Annotated in this window: 17 protein-coding genes; 9 read left to right on the top strand and 8 right to left on the bottom strand. The window is 57.1% G+C overall.

Annotated elements, in window-relative coordinates; all coding sequences use genetic code 11:
• The first annotated feature begins 84 nt into the window (after positions 1 to 84).
• The 3 genes from C7H08_RS06730 (at position 85) to C7H08_RS06720 (ending at position 2484) form a co-directional block, all read left to right on the top strand.
• Positions 85 to 573 carry a DUF2505 domain-containing protein gene (locus C7H08_RS06730; protein ID WP_106670983.1) on the top strand — a complete coding sequence of 163 codons (489 nt, stop codon included), beginning with the start codon at positions 85 to 87 and terminating at the stop codon, positions 571 to 573.
• A gap of 157 nt (positions 574 to 730) precedes the next feature.
• Positions 731 to 1261, top strand: coding sequence for an NUDIX domain-containing protein (locus tag C7H08_RS06725; RefSeq protein WP_106670982.1), 531 nt, complete (start codon positions 731 to 733; stop codon positions 1259 to 1261).
• A gap of 107 nt (positions 1262 to 1368) precedes the next feature.
• Positions 1369 to 2484 (top strand): ADP-ribosylglycohydrolase family protein, encoded by a 1116-nt coding sequence (locus tag C7H08_RS06720; RefSeq protein WP_227663132.1) that lies wholly within the window; start codon positions 1369 to 1371, stop codon positions 2482 to 2484.
• Here C7H08_RS06720 and ovoA read toward each other — a convergent pair.
• Positions 2459 to 4612 carry a 5-histidylcysteine sulfoxide synthase gene (gene ovoA / locus C7H08_RS06715; protein WP_106670981.1) on the bottom strand — a complete coding sequence of 718 codons (2154 nt, stop codon included), beginning with the start codon at positions 4610 to 4612 and terminating at the stop codon, positions 2459 to 2461. The two genes, C7H08_RS06720 and ovoA, sit on opposite strands and share 26 nt — an antisense overlap.
• Positions 4613 to 4821: 209 nt before the next feature.
• Here ovoA and C7H08_RS06710 point away from each other — a divergent pair, with 209 nt between their 5' ends.
• The 4 genes from C7H08_RS06710 (at position 4822) to C7H08_RS06695 (ending at position 8748) form a co-directional block, all read left to right on the top strand.
• Positions 4822 to 6378 carry a BCCT family transporter gene (locus C7H08_RS06710; RefSeq protein ID WP_106670980.1) on the top strand — a complete coding sequence of 519 codons (1557 nt, stop codon included), beginning with the start codon at positions 4822 to 4824 and terminating at the stop codon, positions 6376 to 6378.
• Between the two features lie 79 nt (positions 6379 to 6457).
• Positions 6458 to 7507 (top strand): mechanosensitive ion channel family protein, encoded by a 1050-nt coding sequence (locus C7H08_RS06705; protein WP_106670979.1) that lies wholly within the window; start codon positions 6458 to 6460, stop codon positions 7505 to 7507.
• A gap of 19 nt (positions 7508 to 7526) precedes the next feature.
• Positions 7527 to 8315, top strand: a complete 789-nt coding sequence (locus C7H08_RS06700; protein WP_106670978.1) for an SDR family oxidoreductase — start codon at positions 7527 to 7529, stop codon at positions 8313 to 8315.
• A gap of 49 nt (positions 8316 to 8364) precedes the next feature.
• Positions 8365 to 8748 carry a DUF2750 domain-containing protein gene (locus C7H08_RS06695; RefSeq protein ID WP_106670977.1) on the top strand — a complete coding sequence of 128 codons (384 nt, stop codon included), beginning with the start codon at positions 8365 to 8367 and terminating at the stop codon, positions 8746 to 8748.
• Here the strand turns inward: C7H08_RS06695 and C7H08_RS06690 are convergent.
• From C7H08_RS06690 to C7H08_RS06660, 7 genes are all read right to left on the bottom strand, one after another.
• A complete protein-coding gene (locus C7H08_RS06690; protein ID WP_106670976.1) occupies positions 8745 to 9491 on the bottom strand; it encodes an amino acid ABC transporter ATP-binding protein in 747 nt (248 codons plus the stop codon). The two genes, C7H08_RS06695 and C7H08_RS06690, sit on opposite strands and share 4 nt — an antisense overlap.
• 13 nt (positions 9492 to 9504) lie before the next feature.
• Positions 9505 to 10176 (bottom strand): amino acid ABC transporter permease, encoded by a 672-nt coding sequence (locus tag C7H08_RS06685; RefSeq protein ID WP_106670975.1) that lies wholly within the window; start codon positions 10174 to 10176, stop codon positions 9505 to 9507.
• 74 nt (positions 10177 to 10250) lie between these two features.
• Positions 10251 to 11000 (bottom strand): transporter substrate-binding domain-containing protein, encoded by a 750-nt coding sequence (locus C7H08_RS06680; RefSeq protein ID WP_106670974.1) that lies wholly within the window; start codon positions 10998 to 11000, stop codon positions 10251 to 10253.
• Between the two features lie 216 nt (positions 11001 to 11216).
• Complete coding sequence (gene metF / locus C7H08_RS06675; protein WP_106670973.1) at positions 11217 to 12086, bottom strand: methylenetetrahydrofolate reductase [NAD(P)H]; 870 nt, start codon at positions 12084 to 12086, stop codon at positions 11217 to 11219.
• Positions 12087 to 12098: 12 nt separating this feature from the next.
• Positions 12099 to 13493, bottom strand: a complete 1395-nt coding sequence (gene ahcY, locus C7H08_RS06670) for an adenosylhomocysteinase (protein ID WP_106670972.1) — start codon at positions 13491 to 13493, stop codon at positions 12099 to 12101.
• Between the two features lie 78 nt (positions 13494 to 13571).
• Positions 13572 to 14762 (bottom strand): methionine adenosyltransferase, encoded by a 1191-nt coding sequence (metK, locus tag C7H08_RS06665; RefSeq protein WP_106670971.1) that lies wholly within the window; start codon positions 14760 to 14762, stop codon positions 13572 to 13574.
• A 144-nt stretch (positions 14763 to 14906) separates the two neighbouring features.
• Complete coding sequence (locus C7H08_RS06660; protein ID WP_106670970.1) at positions 14907 to 15908, bottom strand: ArsR/SmtB family transcription factor; 1002 nt, start codon at positions 15906 to 15908, stop codon at positions 14907 to 14909.
• A 236-nt stretch (positions 15909 to 16144) separates the two neighbouring features.
• Between C7H08_RS06660 and tkt the strand changes: the two genes are divergently transcribed.
• Positions 16145 to 18145 (top strand): transketolase, encoded by a 2001-nt coding sequence (gene tkt / locus C7H08_RS06655; protein WP_106670969.1) that lies wholly within the window; start codon positions 16145 to 16147, stop codon positions 18143 to 18145.
• A complete protein-coding gene (locus C7H08_RS06650; protein ID WP_106670968.1) occupies positions 18145 to 19191 on the top strand; it encodes a type I glyceraldehyde-3-phosphate dehydrogenase in 1047 nt (348 codons plus the stop codon). Before tkt ends, C7H08_RS06650 begins: the two co-directional genes overlap by 1 nt.
• Positions 19192 to 19328 lie beyond the last annotated feature (137 nt).

The following is a 19328-nucleotide window of genomic DNA, read 5'->3' as shown; positions in this document are numbered from 1 at the left end:
CATGCCAGCGGCGTCCGCCCGGGCGGCCAATGCTGGTGTGGGCCGTTGCAGCAACAATAAATGTTAACTTAACAGGAGACGAATATGGAGCTGACTCTGGAACATCCTTACGATGCCGGGCTTGATCGGGTAATTGAAAGCTTCTTCTGTGAGAACCGCATTCATCAGAAAAATGAGAAACTGGGTTGCCGCAATGTGCGGGTGGCGGAACGTCAAAAAGATGATTCGGCCGGAAAGCTGGTGATCGAGCGGGAGATGACCGCCTCGGCCCCGGTGCCCGGTGTGCTCGCCAGCTTTCATCGGGAATGGAACCGGGTTCGTCAGGAAGAGCACTGGTTCAAGAAGGATGACGGTGAATGGCACTGCGAGTTCAGGGTCAGGATTGATAGTGTGCCGGCCCGTATCAAAGGTGTGATGCGTCTGCAGGGTAACGGCGATCGCTGCATCAATTATGTGACCTTGACAGTACTGTGCGAGGTGCCGTTTCTGGGTCGAAAAATTGCAAAATTCCTCGCGGAAGATTCTCACACCAAGATTGTGCAGGAGTACGAGGTGATCCGGCAGTTGTTATAGCGCGGGCGTCGCCTGCCATTCCTCACTCGAGTGCCCGTTTGAGGTTCTGGAGCAGCGCATTCTTGGCCGTGCCCGATTCTCGAGCCGGGCGATGCAAAACCCGCTTCGGATCGGTAGAATCGCGGTTCTTTTTTAACCAGATTGCCGGATTCCTGTCATGAAACTCCTCAAAGAATTGATCCATCCCGAGCTGGCCACCCGCGAGGGCCGCATCCTCCGGCGCCATGCGGCGCGCGGCATTGTGCTCCGGGAGGAGAAGATTCTGCTGCTGTTCACCGAGCGCTACAACGATTTCAGTTTGCCCGGTGGCGGCATTGACGACGGCGAAGACATCACCGTGGCCCTGGCACGAGAGCTGGAAGAAGAAACCGGCGCACGAGATGTTCAGGTAAAACACCACTACGGCTTTATTGAAGAGTACCGCCCCCACTGGAAGCCGGAATACGACCTGATGCACATGACGTCCCACTTTTTCGTGTGCGACGTGGCCCCCGAGCTGGCGGAGGTCCGTATGGAAGACTACGAAGTTGCCAACGGCATGAGACCCATCTGGTTGTCGGTATCCGAGGCGGCCAAGCACAACCGGCAAGTCATGGCGCGTCAGGAGAAATCCATGGGTCAGTCCATTCAGCGGGAAACCTTCATGCTGGAGAAGATCTCCAGAGAGCTGGTGTTGCAACCGAGTTAATCACGGCTCCGAATTGCTCCGGCGCACCGTTTCGAGCGTAAACAGTGAATTCACGCACCGCACTTGAGCGGTGTTGTCGCTCAAATCGATTCGCCGGGGGTTCTTTTGTGATCCATGATTTATCCGTTTCAGACCGCGTTGCCAGTGCTCTGAAAACCCAGTTCATCGCAGACGCCCTGGCCATGCCGGTGCACTGGTATTACAACCCCCTGGATATCGACAAGGCCTTCCCGGGCGGTATTCAGCGGTTTGAGGCCGCGCCCGATTTTCATCCCTCGTCAATAATGTCTTTGCATTCGACCACCAGTGGCGGCCGTCATTTCGGTAAAGACGCGTCGCGAGACAAGGTCCCGCAAGTGGTGGGCGATGTCATTCTCAAGGGCAAAGCGCAGTTCTGGAACGTGCCCAATGTGCATTATCACCAAGGACTGGGGTCTGGAGAGAATACGCTCAATGCGCATTGTGCCCGCGTGCTGATGCGCTCTCTGGCGGATGCGTCAGGTCATTATGACCGGCAGGCGTTTGTGTCGGCTTACATCGGGTTCATGACCGCCGATCCCCCGGCGCATCCGGATACTTACGCTGAGTCTTACCATCGGGGTTTTTTCGCCAACCTGGCGCGGGGTCTGGCGCCGGAGCACTGCGCCATGACCACCCACGACACCCCCTCCGTTGGCGGTTTGGCGACGGTTGCTGCCCTTGTTTTTTATGAGATCCTCAGCGGTACGGCGGTGCCCGACATACAGGCTCTGTGCCGGAACCACCTGGCGTTGACTCATCCGGATGAGGGTTTGATGAGGGTGTGTGACCGCTACGTGGATTTACTCTGCGGGCTGCTGGCAGGACCTGACGATGAAGGTGTGAAGGCGCTGTTGTCAGAAGCGGGTAAAGGCAAGCCTGGCCTGGATGTTGAAGCCCTGGTCAAGCGCAACCTGCCGGACCACCAGATTGTAGGCCGCCTGTATTCACCGGCCTGTTACATCTCGGATTCCTGGCCGGTGGTGCTGTATCTGGCCTATAAATATCGCAACGATCCCTGGCTGGCGCTGCGCGTGAACACCAACCTGGGTGGCGACAACGTGCATCGAGGCATGGTGCTCGGGGCCATCCTGGGGTTGTTCAGTGACGAAGTAGCCACCGGCCGGTTCGATCAGCTGGTGGCTTATGACGCGATTGGTCGAGAGATCGCTGCGCTAATTAGCTCGGCAACCGCTCCCAGATAGTCACCTCCGACAGGGTGTGCTGGAACTTGTGTTGAGTCTCACGGATGACGAACGGCACTTTCCGGGGCGCCCCCACTAATCGGAAGTGGCTGCCAAGATGTTCTTTCAGGCCATCCAGCGTGGTGTGGTTTTCACCGTCTTTCTTGTAACCGCCAATCCACTCTTCCTTGGGCGTGTGTTCTTCCAGCCAGGTGTAAGGTGAGGCAATCACCAGCAAGCCGCCATCGTTGATGCGTTCGTGAATGCTGGCCAGGAAACGCCCTGGCTTATAAAGGCGATCGATCAGGTTGGCTGCCAGCACCAAGTCGTAACCGCTGTATTGAGACTTCAGGTTGCAGGCGTCGCCCTGATGGAAAGAAACCCTTTCAGCGCTGCTTTCCAGCCCGAGTTCTTTCAGGGTGCGGGTGTGGTAGCTGACCAGCTCACCCTCTTCAGCAAGGGCGTAACGCACGGCCCCCTGTTCAGCCATTTCAACGCCCAGACGAATGAAGTTGGCAGAAAAATCGACCCCTTCGACTTCGCTGAACTGTCTGGCCAGCTCAAAGCTGGAGCGACCACAGGCGCAGCCCAGATCCAGAGCCTTGCCGGTGGGTTTGCCATTCATCGCTTCGAGGGCTAGATCTGCCAGAGCTTTAGGAAAGTTTTCGACGCCGAACCAGCGGTCGCCGAAGTGAAACTCTGCGTATTCGGTCAGTAACCGGTCACTTTCATAATAGCCGTTGGGCTGCGTGGCCTCGGCTTCTGAGGCGATGTAGCGGAAGCCGGCATGCTGGAAGAAATGTCGTCTGAACGCATAACGGGCCGACAATCGAGCTTCGTTACCACAGGAAATCCACGAGCCGCCTTTGATCAGGTTATGCTGGCCATCGTAGGTGGGGGTTGTGAAATCATCGTAGAGCGAGTGCACCTTGAAATTGTCAAACGGGTAGATCGGTGTCTCGGTCCATTGCCAGACATTGCCCACCACATCAAACCACTCGCCGTGCCGGAACCGGGTAACCGGGCAGGACGACGCGCCATGGTCCAGATGCAGGTTGGCGTTGGCGGCCTGGCTGCCAACTTCCTCGACGCCCGCCGCCGAACAGAGCCGATACCACTCGTCTTCCGTGGGCAGCCGGATGGGTTGTCCGGTCTGCTCTCGTTTCCATTCACAGAACGCTTTGGCCTCCAGGCAGTTGACTTCTACCGGCCAGTCCCAGGGCATCTCGACTTCTTCGGTCATCAGGCGCAGTTGCCAGCCGTTGTGCCAGCGCCAGAAGGTGGGATGTTGGGCCCGGGCAAACTGGCGCCAGGAAAGGCCTTCATCACTCCAGAAGTTGTCGCGTTCATAACCACCGGCCTCAACAAACTCAAGGAACTCCTGATTGCTCACCAGGTACTGGCTGGCCTTGAATTCTTCAACGTCGGCCTGGTGTTCACCGTATTCGTTGTCCCAGCCGTAATAGGGGGCTTCATGTGGCTTCCCAATACGTATGGTGCCCGATGGAACCGTGATCAGTGTGTTCTCTGGCGCCTCACCGGTTTCGCGATTGGGTGCCCACTCAGGTTGGGGTTGGACTCTGGCCAGATCATGCTGGCGGATCAGTACAGAAGACGTTTCCAGATGGATGCGTTCGTGCTCGATGCCCATCACGATTGGCCACCAGGGACTCTCCCAGTTGATGGGCAGCGTTAGAGGCAAAGATTCGATCAGCTCAAGCACGCTGGCTCTCACCTTGGCGCGGTAATCAAACACTTCCGAAACACTGGGCCAGTTGTAGTGATCGTCGTTCAAGTCATCCCAGCTCATTTCATCCACACCGACCGCGAACGTGGATTCCATATGTGGATCAATGCGTTCGGGTAAAAGCTTGGCCAGCACCAGCTTGTTGACGAAAAAGGTAGCGGTATGACCAAGGTAGAAAATAAGCGGATGTCTCAGCGGGATGGATTTCTGGAAATAGCCCGCATCATCGGCCAGACAGTCAAACAGGCGCGTGTACGTGTCGAAGGTATTAGCGAAATAGCGGCCTATCTCCCTTCGTTTGTCATCAGGAATGCCGTCGTCAAGTTCGGGTGTCCTGAGCAGTAACAGTGGAGCGCTCAGCGATCTGGCAGGATATTTATTGTCTTGAACTGGCGATGTCATGGTTGACCACGTCCTTTCGTGTATTGGCTCCGAATTCAATACGTTGAACCCTGGTGTCCTGGTTCAACCCTTGGCGACGGAATAGGGCACAAACAGGTTTCTTTGAAATTGATGCCTTCCGGCGAAATACGCGTAAATAACCGCGCACACGTGCAAGATCGCTGCAATTCCTGTAGCCTGCGCGGCTTTTTCTCCGAGAGGCAGAATTTATGATCGCAAATCCCAAGTCCGCCCCGCGGGCCAAATCCAGCGCCTTGACTGACAGCGACCCGGTTGTTTTGGTGCTCACCATTGGTTTCATTCTGCTGTTTGTTGGCGCCTCAGTTATTAACAGCGAATTTGTTGCCGAGCTCATTGGCAGCGGTTTTACCTGGACTGCGATGTATCTTGGCTCCTTCTTTCAGATTCTTTTGTTGTTGACGTTCTTTATTGCCGTCGGCACCGCGCTAAGTCGTGCCGGGGCTGCCCGGGTCGGCGGCCTTGATCGCCCTGAGATTGGCCGTTTTCGCTGGTTGTCGATGATCATGTGTACACTGCTGGCAGGCGGTGGCGTATTTTTTGCCGCCGGTGAACCGGTATACCACTTTGTGGTGACGCCACCGGCGTTCGACACCGAGGCAGGAACGGCAGCGGCCGTCGCGCCGGCGATGGCCCAGTCGTTCACTCACTGGGGTTTTCTTGCCTGGGCGGTGCTCGGCTCGTTGACCGCCCTGGTCCTCACTCGCGCCCATTACGATCAGGGCAAGCCGCTTCAGCCAAGAACACTGTTGTACCCGGTGTTCGGCGAAAAGGTGATTCAGGGTCGGCTTGGTGGTGTGATTGATGCCTTTTGTGTGATTGCTGTGGTTGCCGGCACCGTGGGTCCAATCGGGTTTCTGGCCACTCAGATGAGCTTTGGTTTGCATGAATTGTTCGGTGTAGCAGACGGCTACGGCACCCAGCTGACGGTTCTGGTAGTGCTCGCTGGTGTGTACATGACCTCCGCCATGACCGGTTTGCATAGAGGCATTCAGCTGCTCAGTCGCCTTAACGTCTTGCTGGCCCTGGCGATCGCTGCGGTCATCTTCATCTTCGGACCAACGCTGTTTCTCGCCAACACCTATACCCAATCGATGGGTGAGTACGTGACGTCCTTTTTTGCCATGGCGACAATGACGGCGCAAACCGCACCGGATTGGTGGATGAAATGGTGGACGGTATTCTTCTTCGCCTGGTTTATCGGCTACACCCCATTGATGGCGGTATTCGTGGCCAGAATTTCCCGTGGGCGCACAGTACGGGAGATGATTCTGGCGGTGGCCCTGCTGGCACCGATTGCAACCACCATCTGGTTCACGCTGCTGGGTGGCTCCGGCATCTACCACCAGCTGGCCGGTACCTTTGATCTTACCGATGCGCTGAACAACTTCCGTTTTGACGTCGCCACTCTGACCGTGGCCCAGGCGCTGCCGGGCGGCACCTGGATGGCAGCAGCGATTCTGGTGCTTACCACTATTTTTGTTGCGACCACAGGCGATTCCATGAGTTATGCGATCGCTATGGTCGGTGCCGGCCACGATGAACCAAGCCCCTGGATACGGGTGTTCTGGGGTGGCGCCATGGCATTGATGGCGGCAATTCTTCTGTACATGGGCGCGGGTCAGATCGGCGTATTGCAACAGTTCATTGTGCTCACCGCGATCCCGGTATCACTGATTATCCTGCCTTCGCTGTGGACCGGTCCGAAAGCGGCCATGGCGATGGCGCGGGAGCAGGGGCTGGTGTAGTCTTCCAGGGAGTGAAGCCGCCCGATACATGAGCGGTTTATTTGTTGATTATGGCTAAAGCCGGGCTCGCGGAGGGCTGATGCTGGAAGCGTTTGAGGCGGGTGTAAAAGCATGGTGGTGGCCCGGAGGTTCGGCCATCCTTGCGGTGCTGACCACCTATGTTGTTTATCGGCTGGCTTTGGCGGTTTTTCGCCATTTTTCTGCATCAAGAACCGTGCTTCGATTGTTTCTTGATGCGGCAGCCGGCGCTCTCGGCGTTGTCTTTTGCCTGCTGGCGTTGACCGGGTCGCTTAAGGTGGCGCCGGCAGACCTGCCACTATTATCTGCTGTTCAGCAAACCACCACGTTGCTGCTCATTCTTGCCATTACCTGGGCGGCAGTCCGGCTGACCTCCGCCATTGGCGAGGTCATCGTGGCGTTGAATCCGGTGCTTGAAGGTCAGTGGAAAAGAGCACGGAAGGTCGAAACTCAAACCCGGTTTCTGGTTCGGGCGCTGAATATCCTGATCGTGATTATCGGGCTCGGCGCGGCCCTGATGACTTTCGAATCGGTCCAGCACATGGGGGCAAGTCTGCTGGCTTCCGCCGGTGTTGGCGGCTTGATTCTGGGCTTTGCCGCCCGCCCAGTCCTGAGCAATTTGCTGGCAGGGATGCAGATTGCGCTCACTCAGCCGTTCCGGATAGACGACGTGCTCCACGTGCAGGGAGAATGGTGTTGGGTTGAAGAAGTGACCGCCACCTATGTGGTGGTCAGAGTGTGGGATCTTCGGCGCCTGGTTATTCCTTTACAGTGGTTTATCGAAAATCCGTTTCAGAACTGGTCGAGGAATACCTCGGATCTGCTGGGAGCCGTGTTTATCTGGGTGGATTACACCATGCCGGTAGAGCCACTCCGGCAAGAGTTCAACCGGTTGCTAGCCGAGTCGACGCTCTGGGACGGCAAACTGGCCACGGTGCAGGTTACCGATGCCAGTGACCAAGCTATGCAGGTGCGTTTTTTGATGAGCGCTGCAGACTCCAGTCGCAATTGGGATCTCAGGTGTGCTGTCCGTGAGGGACTCATCACGTTTATCCAGGAAAATTACCCGGCCCAGCTGCCCCGTGTAAGGGCGCGGCTGGTTGATAACTGAAGGTTCTTGAGGAATTGCCATGCCCGCACAAACTGTCTGGATCACCGGAGCTTCCTCCGGCATCGGCGAGGCGCTTGCCGTGCGTTTCGCAAAGGCTGGCGCCCGTCTGGTTTTATCCGCCCGGCGTGAGAGTGAGTTGGAGCGCGTTGCAGATCGGTGTCGAAATGCCGGGCTGGCTGTCGATCAGGTGTTGGTACTGCCGCTGGACGTGACCGATTGGGATTCTTTGCCGGGCAAGGTTCAGGCTGTCCTGGATAGCTTTGGTAGTGTCGATTTGCTGATCAATAATGCCGGTGTGTCACAGCGCTCTTTGTGCAAAGACACGGACATGGCGGTCTATCAGAAACTGATGGATGTAGACGTCATGGGCCAGATTGCACTGACCAAAGCGGTGCTGCCCCATATGCTGGAACGCGGTTTCGGGCACCTGGCGGTGACCTCCAGCGTTGCCGGCAAGGTCGGTGCGCCAACGCGAACGGGCTACTGCGCAGCAAAGCACGCGGTGATGGGCTTTTTTGATGCCTTACGGGCAGAAGTGGAGGCCGAGGGGGTGCGTGTTTCGACCATCACGCCCGGGTTTATTCGCACCGATATTTCCCGCAATGCCCTGGCCGGTGATGGCTCCGCCTATGGCAAGCTGGACGACGACATTGCCGGTGGCATGGATGTAACGGAATGCGCCGACGTGATTTTCAAGGGCCTTCAGGCAAAGAAACGTGAAATCCCGGTGGGTAAGGGTAAGGAAATGGCTGCACTCTGGGTCAAGCGGCTGTCACCGGAGTTACTGTTCCGCCTCGCCAGGGCATGATGCCCTGGTTATTGAGCGGCCCAAAAGACATGATACAAAGAGCGATTTTATGAGCAATAACGATTTAACCGAGGTGCTCGGTCTGGATGGCGAAGAGCGGTACGACTACTTTCTGAGTCAGGTGGGGGAAGATCGGGAAATCTGGATTCTGGTGAACGCGGAGAACCTATTCCTGAAAATCTCATCAGAGGAAGAGGGCGTGGAATACCTGCCGGTATGGCCCGCCTCGGCGTTTGCCCAGGAATATGCCAAGGACGCAGAGGATCTGTCGCCTAAAAGCATCCCGCTGCCGGATTTTTTCAGGAAGTGGGTGCCAGGGCTGACCAAAGATGGTGTGGAGGTGGGAGTGCTCCCGGGCCTCGATAAAACCGTATGGATTACCGAGGCCGAGGAGTTAAAGCGCGACCTGCAGGACGCGATGTCAGATTTCTAGTGTGCCAGCACCCGGGACAGGAACGCCTGAGTGCGTTCGTTCTGGGGGTTGTCGAAGACCTCGGACGGGTTGCCTTCTTCGACAATCTTGCCCTCGTGGATGTAGATCACCCGGTCTGCCACTTCCCGAGCAAAGCCCATTTCGTGGGTGACCACCATCATGGTCATACCGTCTTTGGCGAGCTCCCGCATCACGTCGAGCACTTCACCGATCATTTCCGGGTCCAGTGCTGAGGTGGGTTCGTCGAACAGCATCAGCTTGGGTTCCATGGCCAGAGCCCGGGCGATGGCCACTCGTTGTTGCTGACCACCAGACAGCTGGCTTGGATATTTGTCGGCCTGATCGCCGATGCCGACCCGTTCCAGCAGCCGCTCTGCGGTGGCATTGGCAATCACTTGCGAGGCGCTTTTGACCTTCATGGGTGCCAGCATGATATTTTTTTTCACCGTCAGGTGTGGGAACAGATTGAACTGCTGGAATACCATGCCCACGCCTTTGCGGATTTCTGCCAGGGTTTTCTGGTTGCCGGCTTTTGGTGCCAGAGGGTGGTTGTCCACCTCCAGGATTCCGGATTCGTACTCTTCCAGGCCGTTGACGCAGCGAATCAGAGTGGATTTGCCGGAACCGCTGGCGCCGATGATCACCACCACTTCGCCCTGTTCAACAGTCAGGTCAATGCTCTTCAGGACATGCAGCTTGCCGAAGTGCTTGTTCATGCCCTTCATTTTTACAATCTGAGTCATGGGTGACGTTCCTTCAGATAGAAGCCAGGCCGCGGCGCTCAACTAACCGCAGAACCAGAGACAATGACAGGGTGATCGCCAGGTACATAAGCGCCACCACAAAATACACCTCAAATGCGGTGAAGGTACTGGCAATGTACACCTGACCCTGGCGTACCAGTTCACCCACGCCTATCACCGAGAACAGGGACGTGTCCTTGATGCTGACAATGGCCTGGTTGCCCAATGGTGGAATCATGCGGCGGAAGGCCTGGGGCCAGATGATGGACCAGAACGTCTGGGTGCGTGACAGGCCAAGCGACAGGCCGGCTTCGTTCTGGCCCTTATCGATAGACTGCACGCCGCCACGTACTACTTCTGATATGTATGCGCCTGAGTTCAGGGCGATGGCCGCAATGCCGGCGGTGAGCGGATCTATCGGGGCTCCGATCAGGTCGGGCAGGCCATAGAAGATGAACAGCACCTGAACCAGAATCGGGGTGCCGCGAAAAATTTCGATGTAGGTAATGGCGGGCCAGCGCAGGAACCAGTTTTTGTTGATGCTGAGCAAGCCAAAAAGGATGCCGAGCAAAAAACCGATGGCCAGGCCACCGAAGGAAATCATTAGAGTATATGGGATCCCTTTGGCCAGAAAGGGAATGGCGTTGATCGCTGCCTGCCAGTCAAATTGAAACTGGAATTCCACGGTGCGAATCTCCGTTGAGTTGGGAGGAGCCGGTCAGGGCGTTGTGTGCCCTGACCGGAGCGAGTGGAGTTTGATTACTCAGGCATCGGGCCAAACCATTTTTCATAGATGGTTTTGTAAGTGCCGTCTTCCTTGATTGAGGCCAAAGCTTCGTTCACCGGGCCGACCCATTTACTGCCTTTTTTCAGGGCGATGCCGTATTCCTGGCCCTCATACAACGGGCCGACGGTTTTTACCCGGCCTTCGCCACGAGTGCTGGCGAAGTAACCAACGTTGGGGGCGTCGTAGAACACCGCGTCGATGGCGCGAGACATCAGCGCCATGTACATGTCGGAGCTGCCGGGGTAGGGCGTTACACCGTCGTCATCATCGAGATTTTTCATCAGGAAGTCGTAGCTGGTGCTGCCGATTTTGGTTCCGATCTTTTTGCCTTCCAGGTCTGACAACTCTGTCACACCGTCGCCTTCACGCACCAGAATGCGCAAGCCGGAGTCGTAATAGGGATCGGAAAAATCAACAATTTTCCCACGTTCTTCGGTGATGGTAATGCCGGCGATGGCGATATCCACGTTGCCGGTCTGGAGCGCCGGAATAATGCCGTTGAAGTCCATGGTATTCAGGTTGTAATCAAAGCCTGCGCGCTCGGCTATTTCGGCAATAATATCCATGTCGAAGCCGATCATTTCGCCGGTTTCCTGATCCATCATTTCGAATGGAACAAAACTGGGGTCTGTGACCACTCTGAGGGATTCTGCGCTGACGGACGTTGCAGCTACCGACAGTGCCAGGCCTGCGCCCAGGGTTTTCAGCCATTTCGTGTTCATGCTTGCTCCTTTCTGTTTTTTTGTGCTCCATCGGACCGGTAAGGCGGTCCGTTCAGGCTCAAGGTCGTATCTGTGCCCAGCGGGGAGCGTTGATGGGATGCATCAAATACACTCTAGACCAAGAAATGAGGATTTGCAGAAAATCAGGAAGTTATGGCGAGCGGGAAAAAAACAAAGCCCTTCCCCGGGGAGGGAAAGGGCTTCAGTCAAGCCTGATTAAAACGCGATCTTTTCGCGATCGGTGATGCCCAGGTTCTTCCAGATGGATAGGCTGGGTTCAGCCTGATTCAATGTGTAAAAGTGCAATCCTGGCGCGCCGGCCTGAAGCAGTTTTTCACACATACGAGTGACAACTTCTTCACCAAACTGGCGAATGCTGTCACTGTCATCGCCATAGGCTTCCAGCTGTTTGCGAATCCAGCGGGGGATCTCAGCGCCGCACATATCGGAGAAGCGCACCAGGCTGGAGAAGTTGACGATGGGCATGATGCCCGGGACCACCGGAATGGTGACGCCCATCTTCTCCAGGCGGTCGATGAAGTAGAAGTAGCTGTCCGCATTGAAAAAGTACTGGGTGATGGCGCTGTTGGCACCGGCCTGTACCTTGCGGGCAAAGTTCTTCAGGTCTTCTTCTGCGCTGCGCGCCTGAGGGTGGAACTCCGGGTAAGCGGCCACTTCAAGATTGAAGTGATCACCGCTGTGCTCCCGGATAAATTCCACCAACTCGTTGGCGTACCTGAGCTCACCGGAGGCGCCCATGCCCGAGGGCAAGTCGCCGCGCAGAGCGACAATCCGGTTGATACCGTGCTTTTTATACAGATCCAGCAGCTCACCGATCTCTGTGCGGGTACCACCCACGCAGGACAAATGCGGAGCTGTGGAAATGCCCTGCTTGTGCAGGCTGAGCACGGTTTCAATGGTGCGGTCCCGGGTGGAACCACCGGCGCCAAAGGTGACCGAGAAAAAATCCGGGTTCACCTCGGCCAGCTGATCCCGCACAGCCTGGAGCTTTTCTTTACCCTGATCGGTCTTGGGCGGGAAAAACTCAAAGCTGAAGCGGCGCTTGAATTGCTTCTGGGATTCCATGATCGCTTCCGCTTAGTACCTGTAAGTTTCCGGCTTGTACGGGCCTTCTACCGGTACACCAATGTATTTGGCCTGATCCGGCGTCATCTTGGTGATTACGCCACCAAAACCTTCGACCATGGCGCGAGCCACTTCTTCGTCGAGGTGTTTGGGCAGAACCTGAACGTAAACGCCCTTGGCCTTCGAGTCTTCCGGCAGGTCGGCAAATTTGCGCTCGAACAGGTACATCTGCGCCAGCACCTGGTTGGCGAAGGAGCCGTCCATGATGCGAGAAGGGTGACCCGTGGCGTTGCCAAGATTCACCAGGCGGCCTTCCGACAGCAGGATCAGGTGGTCATTGGTGGCTTTGTCCCGATAGATCACGTGTACCTGGGGTTTAACTTCGTCCCACTCCCAGTTCTTGCGCATGTAGGCAGTGTCGATTTCATTGTCGAAGTGACCGATGTTGCACACAACGGCGCCGTTTTTGAGCGCTTTCAGCATGTTGGCATCGCACACGTTGACGTTGCCGGTAGTCGTAACCAGTATGTCGGTGGTGCCCAGTACGGCGGCGTTGATGCCATGTTCGGTACCGGTATTAATGCCGTCGATGTACGGAGACACCACTTCATAGCCGTCCATGCAAGCCTGCATGGCGCAAATCGGGTCGGCTTCAGTTACTTTGACAATCATGCCTTCCTGGCGCAAAGACGCCGCGGAACCTTTGCCCACATCACCGTAACCAATCACCAGCGCTTTCTTGCCGGACATCAGGTGGTCAGTGGCGCGCTTGATGGCGTCGTTCAGGCTGTGGCGGCAGCCGTATTTGTTGTCGTTTTTGGCTTTGGTGACGGAGTCGTTAACGTTGATGGCCGGGATCTTCAGAGTGCCGTCGCGCAGCATTTCCTGCAGGCGGTGCACGCCGGTGGTGGTCTCTTCGGTCACACCGTGGCAGTTGCTGATGATCTGCGGGTATTCGTTGTGCAGCAGTTCGGTCAGGTCGCCACCGTCGTCCAGGATCATGTTCGGCTGCCAGCCGTCGACGTCTGCGCCCACGGTTTTGTGCAGGCACCATTCGTATTCTTCGTCGGTCTCACCCTTCCAGGCGAATACCGGAATGCCCTGGGCAGCAACTGCGGCTGCGGCCTGATCCTGGGTCGAGAAGATGTTGCAGGATGACCAGCGTACGTTGGCGCCCAGCTCTACCAGGGTTTCAATCAACACGGCCGTCTGAATGGTCATGTGGATACAGCCCATGACGTTGGCGCCTTTCAGCGGCTGCTCGGCTTTGTATCGTTCGCGCAGCTTCATCAGGGCCGGCATTTCGCCTTCGGCGATTCTGATTTCCTTGCGGCCCCAATCTGCCAGGGTGATGTCGCGGACTTTGTAGTCTTCGAAGGATTTCAGCTGTTCGGCTGGAGTGCTCATGGTGTGCTCCTGTCAGTTCTGGTTTGGCGTATTCAGTCTATGTGAGGTGTTGAATACGCCATTGCGTTCGGTTTGGTCTTAAATGCCGGCAGCGTCTTTCAAGGCAGCTGCGCGGTCCGTCTTTTCCCATGGGAAGGCGGTGAAGGTCTTGCCGCCGACGGTCATCTCGTAGGGATCGCGGCCAAAGTGGCCATAAGCTGCGGTCTGGCGATACATCGGGTGCAGCAGATCGAGCATATTGGTGATCGCGTACGGGCGCAGATCGAAGTGCGCACGCACCAGGTCGACGATCTTGTCATCGCTGATCTTGCCGGTGCCGAAGGTGTTGAGGGAGATCGACGTCGGCTGGGCCACGCCGATGGCGTAAGACACCTGGATCTCGCATTTTTCGGCCAGGCCGGCAGCAACGATGTTCTTGGCCACGTAACGGCCAGCGTAGGCCGCGGAGCGGTCCACCTTGGACGGATCTTTGCCGGAGAAGGCGCCGCCGCCGTGACGGGCCATGCCGCCATAGGTATCGACGATGATCTTGCGGCCGGTCAGGCCACAATCGCCCACCGGTCCACCGATCACAAACTTGCCGGTGGGGTTGATGTGGAACTGGGTGTCTTTATGCAGCAGTTCAGGCGGCAGCGCGTGTTTGACGATCAGTTCCATCACCGCCTCTTTCAGGTCGGCCTGGCTGACGTCCGGATCGTGCTGGGTGGACAGAACCACGGCGTCAATCCCGGAAACCTGGCCGTTTTCGTAGCGGCAAGTGACCTGGCTTTTCGCATCCGGGCGCAGCCATGGCAGCAGGCCGCTTTTGCGCGCTTCGGCCTGACGCTGAACCAGGCGGTGCGAGAAGGTGATCGGCGCGGGCATCAGTACGTCAGTTTCGTTGCTGGCGTAGCCGAACATCAGGCCCTGGTCACCGGCGCCCTGGTCTTCCGGCTTCTGCCGGTCAACGCCCTGAGCAATATCGACAGACTGCTTGCCGATGATGTTGATCACGCCACAGGTGTCGCCGTCGTAACCCACGTCAGAGGAGGTGTAGCCTACGTCTTTGATCACGCCGCGCACCAGATCTTCTAGATCGACCCAGGCGTTAGTGGTGATTTCACCGCCAACGATGGCCACACCGGTTTTAACCATGGTTTCGCAGGCAACACGGGCGTGCGGGTCTTCGGCCAGAATGGCGTCCAGCACCGCATCGGAAATCTGGTCGGCCAGTTTGTCAGGATGGCCTTCAGAGACCGATTCGGAAGTGAAAATGTTGTAGTCAGACATAGTAGTGCTCCTCTGTGAGCGTTTTCATATTCGTACCGACTTCGTCAGAGATGACCTGCCGGATGCCTTGGTGGTTGTCAGGGGTAAGTATTATTACGTACACCTATATCAAAGTTTTTAGATATGCCAGTGTCTGTGGGAGCTTCAGACGGTTTTTGCTGTTTTCCAGAACTCCCGCACCTGCACCTGGAAGCCGTTGCGCAGGCCGATAAATAATTGCTCACCAGCCATCAGGCCGGCATCCGCGGCCCAGGCGGTCAGTTCTTCTGGCTCAAAGCCCAACCAGAGATCGCCGCAGTTTTCCTTGGCCCAGTCCTGATCGTGGCGGCACAGGTCGCTGACGATAAAGCAACCGGCGTTGTTCATCAGGGCGGCGGCGTCCAGAAAAATGTCGGCCGGGCTAGGCACGTGGTGCAGCACCATGTTGGCGACAATCAGGTCGAAAGCGTCGCCCCGGGCCAGAACCGTGTCGGTGACCCCTTCAATCAGGTCAACGTTATTGAGCCGTTCATCAATGCAGGTGCGGGTGGCCTTGGCCAGCATGTCTTTGCTGTTGTCCAGGCCCACCACGTGCTCAAACAGTTCGGACAAGACCGCCAGAAAACCGCCCTCACCGGGGCCGATTTCCAGCACGCTGTGCCAAGCCTGCCGGCTGGCCCGCTTGCGGATCAGCCCGGCCGTTGGCCCGGCATAGAGGTCAAACGCAGCAATCAGCTCCTGCTGCTCCCGGAACTGCTCTGAATGGCGGGAGAAAAACGCCTGAGATTGATCGGCCCGTTGTTCCCGGATGGCTTCAATTTTTTCTTCCAGTTGCGGCGGCAGGGGTACGCGATCTACCGTCTCGAAAATCTGTCGTATGGCCTGATCCGACAGTTTGTCGCTGTCCAGATGCAACGGCCGGCGGTAAAAGATGGCGTTACCTTCGCGCTGAGGTTCCAGCAGTCCGGATTTATGCATCACCTTTAAATGATGACTCATTCCGGACTGACGCATATCGAACATCTGGCTCAGCTCAAGTACGCCAAAGGTATCCCGGCGCAGCACCCGCAGTATCTCCAGGCGCAAAGGGTCACCGCTCGCTTTGAAGATCGGTGCCAGGGCGTCTATCGAAGACGTTTCGTGTCTGGGTGTTCTGAGTGATGTCATGGTGAGCAAGTGTAGGGGCGTTCGATTGATCGATCAATAGCCATATCAAAATATTTTGATATAGGTTTATCATTCTATGAAATTCATAGGGTTTCGGGATTTTGTGGCAGGCCCATCGGTAAACCACTACATATGGATTTGCCCCGGCACACCCTAATCGGCGAAAATACGCGCCATATTTTTAAGCAGTAATTGCAGCTTGAAGTCTTTTCCTGAAAAACACTGGAGAATTGTCAATGCCGTCTCGTAAAGATCTCGCCAACGCCATTCGCGCGCTGAGCATGGATGCGGTTCAGAAAGCCAAATCCGGCCACCCGGGTGCGCCCATGGGTATGGCGGATATCGCCGAGGTGCTGTGGAACGATTATCTCAGCTTTAATCCGGCCAATCCGCAATGGGCCAACCGTGACCGCTTCGTGCTGTCTAACGGCCATGGCTCCATGCTGCAGTATTCCCTGCTGCACCTGAGCGGGTACGACGTGTCCATTGACGACATCAAGAACTTCCGTCAGCTGCATTCAAAAACCCCGGGCCATCCGGAATACGGTTACACCCCGGGCATCGAGACCACCACAGGGCCGCTGGGTCAGGGTATTGCCAATGCCGTGGGCTTTGCCCTGGCTGAGAAGTCGCTGGCCGCCCAGTTCAACCGCCCTGGCCACGACATTGTTGATCACTACACCTACGCCTTTCTGGGTGACGGCTGCCTGATGGAAGGCATCTCCCACGAAGTTGCCTCCCTGGCCGGCACTCTGGGCCTGGGCAAGCTGGTGTTTTTCTATGACGACAACGGTATTTCCATCGACGGCGAAGTGGAAGGCTGGTTCACCGACAATACGCCGCAGCGTTTTGAATCCTACGGCTGGCAGGTTATCCCGGCCGTTGACGGTCACGATGCCGATGCCATCCGCGCCGCGGTAGAGCAGGCCCGTGCCAACACCGAGCAGCCCACGCTGATCTGCTGCAAGACCATCATCGGCTTCGGCTCTCCCAATAAGCAAGGCAAAGAAGATTGCCACGGTGCTCCGTTAGGTGACGACGAAATCGCCCTGACCCGCAAAGCGCTGGGTTGGGAGCACGGTCCGTTCGAGATTCCGTCTGAAATTTACGCAGCCTGGGACGGCAAAGAGAAAGGCGCCGCCGCACAAAGCGCCTGGGATGAGAAATTTGCCGCTTACGAGAAAGCCGAGCCGCAACTGGCCGCTGAATTCAAACGCCGCATGGCCGGTGATTTGCCCTCCGATTTCGCCGAAAAATCCCAGGCCTACATCCAGGAATGTCAGGACAAGGGCGAAACCGTTGCCTCCCGCAAGGCTTCCCAGAACGCTCTGAACGCCTATGGCCCGCTGCTGCCGGAACTGATGGGCGGCTCTGCTGACCTGGCCGGCTCCAACCTGACCATCTGGTCTGGCTGCAAAGGCGTGACCAAAGACGACGCCTCCGGCAACTACATCTATTACGGTGTGCGTGAGTTCGGTATGGCCGCCATCATGAATGGCCTGGCTCTGCATGGTGGTTTTGTGCCTTACGGCGCCACCTTCCTGATCTTCATGGAATATTGCCGTAACGCGGTGCGCATGGCCGCACTGATGAAGCAGCGTTCGATTTTTGTGTTCACCCACGACTCCATTGGTTTGGGCGAAGATGGCCCCACTCACCAGCCCATTGAGCAAATGGCCAGCCTGCGCACCACGCCGAACATGAGCATGTGGCGCCCGGCCGATGCCGTGGAATCTGCGGTCGCCTGGAAATCTGCCCTGGAACGCAACGACGGCCCGACCGCCATGGTCTTCTCCCGTCAGAACCTGCCGCACCAGCAGCGTGACGCCGAGCAATTGGCGAACGTCGCCAAAGGTGGCTATGTATTGTCTGACAGCGAAGGCACGCCGGACATGATCCTGATCGCCACCGGCTCTGAAGTAGGCCTGGCTCAGGACGTTGCCGCCAAACTGCGCGAGCAGGGCAACGGTGTGCGGGTGGTCTCCATGCCGTCTACCGATGTATTCGATGCCCAGAGCGCCGAGTACAAGCAGCAGGTGCTGCCGCTGGAAGTCACCAACCGTATCGCCATCGAAGCCGGCATTGCCGACTACTGGTACAAGTACGTTGGCCTGGACGGCCGGGTTGTGGGTATGACCACCTTCGGCGAATCTGCACCAGCTGGTGAGCTGTTCAAGGAATTCGGCTTCACCGTCGACAACATCCTGGAAGTGGCTGCAGAACTGCTGGACGCCTGATGAGCAACGCAACGCCGTTTCGTATCGCGATCAACGGGTACGGCCGTATCGGCCAGTGCGTGTTACGGGCACTGTATGAAAACGGCTATCGCGACCACCTGCAGGTGGTCGCGATCAACGAGTTGTCAGACATCGACACCATCGCCCACCTGACCAAATACGATTCCACCCACGGGCGGTTTCAGGGTGAGGTGGCGGTGGATGGCGACAACCTGGTGGTCAATGGCGACCGGATCCGTGTGCTGCGCCATCCGGACCCGAGCGATCTGCCCTGGCGATTGCTGGATGTGGACCTGGTGCTGGAGTGCTCCGGTGCCTATTCGGACCGGGCGACGGCGGAAAAACACATCGCCTCGGGCGCCCAGCGGCTGTTGTTCTCACAACCGGGCGAAGCCGATGTTGATCGCACCGTGGTGTTCGGCATCAACGATCGCAGCCTGACTCAGGACGACGTCATTGTTGCCGCCGGCTCCTGCACCACCAATTGCCTGGTGCCGGTGATCAAGGTACTGGATGATGCCTTTGGCGTAGAGCAGGGCAGCACCACCACCATCCACGCCGCCATGAACGACCAGCCGGTCATTGATGCCTACCACCATCAGGACTTGCGCCGAACCCGCAGCGCGCTGCACAACATCGTGCCGGTCGACACCGGCCTGGCCCGTGGCATCGAACGATTGTTACCCCATATGGAAGGCCGGTTCAGCTCCGTCGCCATGCGCGTGCCAACCCTGAACGTGTCCGCCATCGACATGGTGGTCAATGTGCGCAAAGCCACCGATGTAGCGGCGGTAAACCGGTTATTAAAAGACGCCGCCCACGGATCGCTGAACGGCATCCTCGGCTACACTGATGAACTGTTGGCCAGCTCCGACTTCAACCACGACTCCCACTCCGGCGTGGTCGATGGCGGCCAAACCAGAGTCACCGGCGGTACCATGGTGAAAGTGCTGTGCTGGTTCGACAACGAATGGGGCTTCGCCAACCGCATGCTGGATGTCAGCAAAGCCTGGTTGGCCAAACAAGACGGAGCCAAAAGGGTCTGACCCCTCGGGGTCAGACCCCACCCATATAACAAACGCATAGGGTTTATCCACCAAACTCAGACGGATACAAAGGGGTCTGACCCCCTGGGGTCAGCCCCACCCAAAGCTATCAAGTTTGCACCGTTGAACCCATAACT

This window comes from Marinobacter halophilus (assembly GCF_003007685.1).
Taxonomy (GTDB): Bacteria; Pseudomonadota; Gammaproteobacteria; order Pseudomonadales; family Oleiphilaceae; genus Marinobacter; species Marinobacter halophilus.
This window is presented reverse-complemented; position numbering and strand designations above follow the sequence as displayed.

What these genes read in the sequence shown, in the direction of transcription:
- C7H08_RS06730 (WP_106670983.1), top strand. Translation starts at nt 85, where the DNA reads ATGGAGCTGACTCTGGAACATCCTTACGATGCCGGGCTTGATCGGGTA.
- C7H08_RS06725 (WP_106670982.1), top strand. Translation starts at nt 731, where the DNA reads ATGAAACTCCTCAAAGAATTGATCCATCCCGAGCTGGCCACCCGCGAG.
- ovoA (WP_106670981.1), bottom strand. Translation starts at nt 4,612, where the DNA reads ATGACATCGCCAGTTCAAGACAATAAATATCCTGCCAGATCGCTGAGC.
- C7H08_RS06710 (WP_106670980.1), top strand. Translation starts at nt 4,822, where the DNA reads ATGATCGCAAATCCCAAGTCCGCCCCGCGGGCCAAATCCAGCGCCTTG.
- C7H08_RS06705 (WP_106670979.1), top strand. Translation starts at nt 6,458, where the DNA reads ATGCTGGAAGCGTTTGAGGCGGGTGTAAAAGCATGGTGGTGGCCCGGA.
- C7H08_RS06700 (WP_106670978.1), top strand. Translation starts at nt 7,527, where the DNA reads ATGCCCGCACAAACTGTCTGGATCACCGGAGCTTCCTCCGGCATCGGC.
- C7H08_RS06695 (WP_106670977.1), top strand. Translation starts at nt 8,365, where the DNA reads ATGAGCAATAACGATTTAACCGAGGTGCTCGGTCTGGATGGCGAAGAG.
- C7H08_RS06690 (WP_106670976.1), bottom strand. Translation starts at nt 9,491, where the DNA reads ATGACTCAGATTGTAAAAATGAAGGGCATGAACAAGCACTTCGGCAAG.
- C7H08_RS06680 (WP_106670974.1), bottom strand. Translation starts at nt 11,000, where the DNA reads ATGAACACGAAATGGCTGAAAACCCTGGGCGCAGGCCTGGCACTGTCG.
- metF (WP_106670973.1), bottom strand. Translation starts at nt 12,086, where the DNA reads ATGGAATCCCAGAAGCAATTCAAGCGCCGCTTCAGCTTTGAGTTTTTC.
- ahcY (WP_106670972.1), bottom strand. Translation starts at nt 13,493, where the DNA reads ATGAGCACTCCAGCCGAACAGCTGAAATCCTTCGAAGACTACAAAGTC.
- metK (WP_106670971.1), bottom strand. Translation starts at nt 14,762, where the DNA reads ATGTCTGACTACAACATTTTCACTTCCGAATCGGTCTCTGAAGGCCAT.
- C7H08_RS06660 (WP_106670970.1), bottom strand. Translation starts at nt 15,908, where the DNA reads ATGACATCACTCAGAACACCCAGACACGAAACGTCTTCGATAGACGCC.
- tkt (WP_106670969.1), top strand. Translation starts at nt 16,145, where the DNA reads ATGCCGTCTCGTAAAGATCTCGCCAACGCCATTCGCGCGCTGAGCATG.
- C7H08_RS06650 (WP_106670968.1), top strand. Translation starts at nt 18,145, where the DNA reads ATGAGCAACGCAACGCCGTTTCGTATCGCGATCAACGGGTACGGCCGT.